1 protein-coding gene and 1 pseudogene are annotated in these 5,569 nt (G+C 39.1%); both read left to right on the plus strand.

Annotation, left to right across the window (positions count from 1 at the left end):
• Positions 1–4,016, plus strand: a 4,016-nt coding sequence (gene rpoB / locus ABYK33_RS13470) for a DNA-directed RNA polymerase subunit beta (protein WP_373033792.1), incomplete at its 5' end; no start/stop codon positions are given.
• Positions 4,009–5,569: pseudogene (locus ABYK33_RS13475) on the plus strand (DNA-directed RNA polymerase subunit beta'); the annotation flags it as partial. The gene rpoB and the pseudogene ABYK33_RS13475, both read left to right, overlap by 8 nt.

Raw genomic sequence — 5,569 nt, forward strand, 5'->3', positions numbered from 1 at the left:
ACTCTACTTTAGAGAAAGTTTTCAGATCTTCTTTCCCTATCCATGACCAACAGAATAGACTTACATTGTCGTATAAAAATTCTGAGATAGTCAATCCAAAATATACAGTTAGAGAGTGTATGGAGAGAGGATTGACGTATTCTGTATCACTTAAGATGAACATTGCACTGACTATCTGGAACAGAGATGAAAAAACAGGTGAAAAACTTGATCCAAAAGAGATCAAAGAACAGGCAGTTTTTGTACGTGACATTCCTTTGATGACAGAAAGAACTTCATTTGTAGTTAATGGTGTTGAAAGAGTTATCGTAAATCAACTTCACAGATCACCGGGTGTTATTTTTAAAGAAGAAGAAGGGACTACTGTCGGAAGTGGTATGCTCTACTCTGCACAGATCATTCCAGATCGTGGTTCATGGTTGTACTTTGAATATGATTCTAAAGATATTTTATATGCACGTATCAACAAAAGAAGAAAGATCCCTGTAACGATTCTTTTTAGAGCATTAGATTACTCTAAAGATGATATTGTAAAACTATTTTATTCAACAAAAGAGATCAGTATTAAAGATAACAGATTCCTTGTAAAGTTTGATGCGGATGATTTTGGTGGTAGAGCTGAGTATGATGTCAAAGACATGGATGGCAATACAGTTGTAAATGCGGGTAAAAGACTTACTAAGAAAAAAGCACAAAAACTCATCGATGACGGTTTAGAGTGGATCGAATATCCACTTGAAGTATTGATGGAAAGACACTTGGCTAAGCCAATTATTGATCAAGAGAGTGGTGAAGTACTTTATGATGTTGTCACTCCACTAGACGAGAGTAAACTTAAAAAGATGATCGAGGAAGGTATCTCGACTATCGAGATCATCAATGACCTTGCAGAAGGTGCTGATATGTCGATCATTAATGCATTTATCGCGGATCATGAAAGTCTTAGACTCTTAAAGCAAACAGAGCAGATCGACGATGAAAATGTACTGTCAGCGATCCGTATCTATAAAGTGATGAGACCAGGTGAACCAGTGACACCTGATGCTGCAAAAGCATTCTTAAAGCAACTTTTCTTTGATCCGGAAAGATATGACCTTACTAAAGTCGGTCGTATGAAAATGAATCACAAATTAGGTTTAGATATTCCAGAGTATGCTACAGTGCTTACGGCAGAAGATCTTATCAATACGGTGAAGTATCTCATTAAAGTAAAGAACGGTCAAGGTCATATTGATGATAGAGATCACTTAGGTAACAGAAGAATTAGAGCTATCGGTGAGCTTCTCGGTAATGAACTTCACAATGGTCTTGTAAAGATGCAAAAAGCGATCAAAGATAAGATGACAACCGTATCTGGAACACTTGATGAGTTGATGCCACATGATCTGGTAAACTCTAAAATGATCACAAATACGATCTTGGAATTTTTCTCATCTGGACAACTTTCACAGTTTATGGATCAGACAAACCCACTTTCAGAAGTAACACACAAAAGAAGACTTTCTGCACTTGGAGAGGGTGGTCTTGTAAAAGAGAGAGCCGGATTTGAAGTAAGGGATGTACACCCTACGCATTATGGACGTATTTGTCCTATTGAAACGCCTGAAGGTCAGAATATTGGTCTTATCAATACACTTGCAACATACTCAAAAGTAAATGAACACGGGTTTATTGAAGCACCATATAAAGTGGTAAAAGATTGTCAGGTTACTGACGAGATCGTATACATCACTGCAACACAGGAAGAAGATAAGTGTATCGCTCCTGCATCTACTGTAGTAAGTGAAGACGGCCGTATTGTTGAAGATCTTATTGAGACTAGACTGAATGGTAACATCGAGCTTAACGAAGCACAAAGAGTTAACCTTATTGATATCTCTCCATTGATGATCTCTGGTTCAGCTGCAGCGTTGATTCCATTCTTGGAACATGATGATGCCAACCGTGCACTTATGGGTTCAAACATGCAACGTCAAGCGGTACCTCTAATTAAAACAGAGGCACCGATGGTTGGTACGGGTATGGAAGCTATTGTGAGTCGTGATGCATGGGAATGTGTTAAAGCAAAAAGACCAGGTACTGTAGAGAAAATTGATGCTAAAAACATCTATATTATGGGTGAAGATGAAAGTGGTGTATTTATAGACCATTATCCACTTGAAAAGAACATGAGAACCAACCAAAATACGACATTTACACAAACACCTATTGTGAAGCTTGGTGATAAGATCGAAGCGAAACAAGTGATCGGTGATGGTGCGAATATGGATCAGGGTGAGCTTGCTATTGGTAAAAATATCCGTGTTGCATTTATGCCTTGGTATGGATATAACTATGAGGATGCGGTTGTTATTTCTGAAAGACTGATCCGTGAAGATACATTTACTTCAGTGCATACGTATGAAAAAGAAGTTGAAGCTAGAGAATTGAAACATGGTACGGAAGAGATCACTCGTGACATTCCAAATATCCGTGAAGATGAGTTACTGCACTTAGATGAAAGCGGTATTGTTCAAATTGGTACATATGTGAAGCCAGGAATGATCCTTGTAGGTAAAGTAAGTCCTAAAGGTGAGATCAAACCAACACCAGAAGAGAGACTATTAAGAGCGATCTTTGGTGAAAAAGCAGGACATGTAGTAAATAAATCACTTTACTGCCCCGCATCTATGGAAGGTGTAGTTGTTGATATCAAAGTCTTTACGAAAAAAGGCTATGAAAAAGATGCACGTGCCATCCAAGCCTATGAAGAAGAGAAAGCAGTGCTGGATGGTGATCACCATGACCAGCTTCTTATGATAGATAGAGAAGAGATCTTACGTATCGCAAACTATCTTTCAAGTCAAGAATTGGCTAAAGCTGTAACTATTGGTGAAACTGAGTATGCATCAGGAGCAAAGATCGATGAAGAGACGATCAAAGGTGTGAATAGATTTGCACTTAGAGGCGTGGTTCAGTCTTACTCTGATGATGTACAAAATGAGTATGAGTCATTGAAGAACTACTTCTTGAAACAAAAGAAGAGACTTAAGGTTAACCATGAAGAGAAGTTGATTGTACTTGAAAAAGACGATATCCTTCCTTCAGGTGTGACGAAATTGGTTAAAATTTATATCGCTACGAAGAGAAAACTAAAAGTAGGTGATAAGATGGCAGGGCGTCACGGAAACAAAGGTATTGTTTCTAACATCGTTCCAGAAATTGACATGCCATACCAGGAAGATGGAAGACCGGTAGATCTTATCTTGAACCCATTAGGGGTACCTTCTCGTATGAACATCGGACAGATCCTTGAAGTGCATTTAGGATTGATCGGTAAAAACCTCGGCGAGCAGATAGAAGTTATGTTTGAAGAGCAGAAAGAAGGTTTCATCAAAGATCTTAGAGAGAAGATGATCGCTATTGCAGATGTAGCAAAACTGATGAATGCAAAAGAACTTTTGAGCAATATGAGTGATGAAGATCTGATCAAATATGGTAGAGATTGGTCTACGGGTGTTAAATTTGCAGCACCAGTATTTGAAGGAACGAATCAAACTGAATTTGACAAACTTTTCGAAATGGCTAAGATGGACTCAGACGGTAAAATGGTCTTGTTTGATGGTAAAACAGGTGAACAAATGATCGAAAGAGTAAACGTTGGTTATATGTACATGCTTAAACTTCACCACTTGGTTGATGAAAAAGTGCATGCACGTTCAACTGGGCCTTACTCACTTGTTACGCAACAGCCAGTAGGTGGTAAAGCACTCTTTGGTGGACAAAGATTTGGAGAAATGGAAGTATGGGCACTTGAAGCATATGGTGCAGCACATACACTTAAAGAAATGTTAACTATCAAATCAGATGATGTTGAAGGTAGAGCAAGAGCATATAGAGCCATCACCAAAGGTGAATCTGTACCGGCATCAGGTGTACCTGAAACAATGTTCGTATTGACAAAAGAGCTTCAAGCGTTAGGTCTTGATACAGAATTATATGAGAGTAATAAAGAAGTGGAGGGTGAAAATGAGTAAGTTTTTAGAGAATTTAACACCAATAGATCTTAACAGTGAAGAGAGACCAAAGGATATAGCAGCACTACAACTTAGAGTTGCAAGTCCGGAGAAAGTACTCTCTTGGAGTTATGGTGAAGTAAAAAAACCAGAAACAATCAACTATAGAACCCTCAAACCGGAAAGAGATGGTCTTTTCTGTGCAAAGATCTTTGGACCAATCAGAGACTATGAGTGTCTTTGCGGTAAGTACAAAAAGATGCGTTATAAAGGTGTAGTATGTGAAAAATGTGGGGTTGAAGTAACGACTTCCAAAGTAAGACGAAACCGTATGGGGCACATCGATCTTATTGCTCCGGTAGCACACATTTGGTATGTATCTTCACTTCCATCACGTATCGGTACACTTTTGGGTGTAAAGATGAAAGACCTTGAAAGAGTACTGTATTATGAAGCATATATCGTTAAAACAGCTGGCGAAGCATGTTATGACAGTGAGGGTTTAAATCCACTTGTAAAATATGATGTACTGAATGAAGAGCAATATCAGCAAATTATGCAACGTTTCGGTGATACAGATCTAGATGCAAGAATGGGTGGAGAGATCATCCAGGAACTACTTGCTGACCTTGATCTTGTTGAAATGTTTACACAATTGAAACTTGATATTCAAGCGACAAAATCTGAAGCAAAAAGAAAGACAATTGTTAAACGTCTTAAAGTGATCGAAGCATTCCTTCATTCAGGTAATAGACCAGAGTGGATGATGTTGACACAACTGCCGGTACTCCCACCTGATCTAAGACCACTTGTAAGTCTTGATGGCGGTAAGTTTGCTGTTTCTGATGTGAATGACCTTTATAGAAGAGTGATCAACCGAAATCAGAGACTTAAAAGACTTGTAGAACTTGACGCACCGGAAATTATTGTTAGAAATGAAAAGCGTATGCTTCAAGAAGCAGTAGATGCACTTTTTGATAACGGTAGAAGAGGAAATGCAGTTAAAGGTGCCAACAAAAGACCACTGAAATCACTCTCTGAAGTGATCAAAGGTAAACAAGGTCGTTTTAGACAAAACCTTCTTGGTAAAAGGGTTGACTTCTCTGGACGTTCTGTTATCGTTGTTGGACCGGACTTACGTATGGATCAGTGTGGATTGCCTAAGAAAATGGCGATCGAACTCTTTAAGCCACACTTGATGGCAAAGCTTGAAGAAAAAGGGTATGCAACAACACTTAAACAAGCGAAGAAGATGATCGAAAAGCAAGAGAATGAAGTATGGGAATGTCTAGAAGAGGTAGTTGATAACTATCCTATCTTACTGAACCGTGCACCAACACTTCACAAACTTTCGATCCAAGCGTTCCACCCAAGACTTATCGAGGGTAAAGCGATCCAATTGCATCCACTGGTATGTTCTGCGTTCAACGCCGACTTCGATGGGGATCAAATGGCGGTACACGTACCACTTTCAGATGAAGCGATCGCTGAAGCCAAAGTATTGATGCTTGCATCGATGAACATTTTGCTTCCGGCATCAGGTAAGGCGATCGCCGTACCTTCACAGGATATGA

Source organism: Sulfurovum sp., from assembly GCF_041562805.1.
GTDB lineage: Bacteria > Campylobacterota > Campylobacteria > Campylobacterales > Sulfurovaceae > Sulfurovum.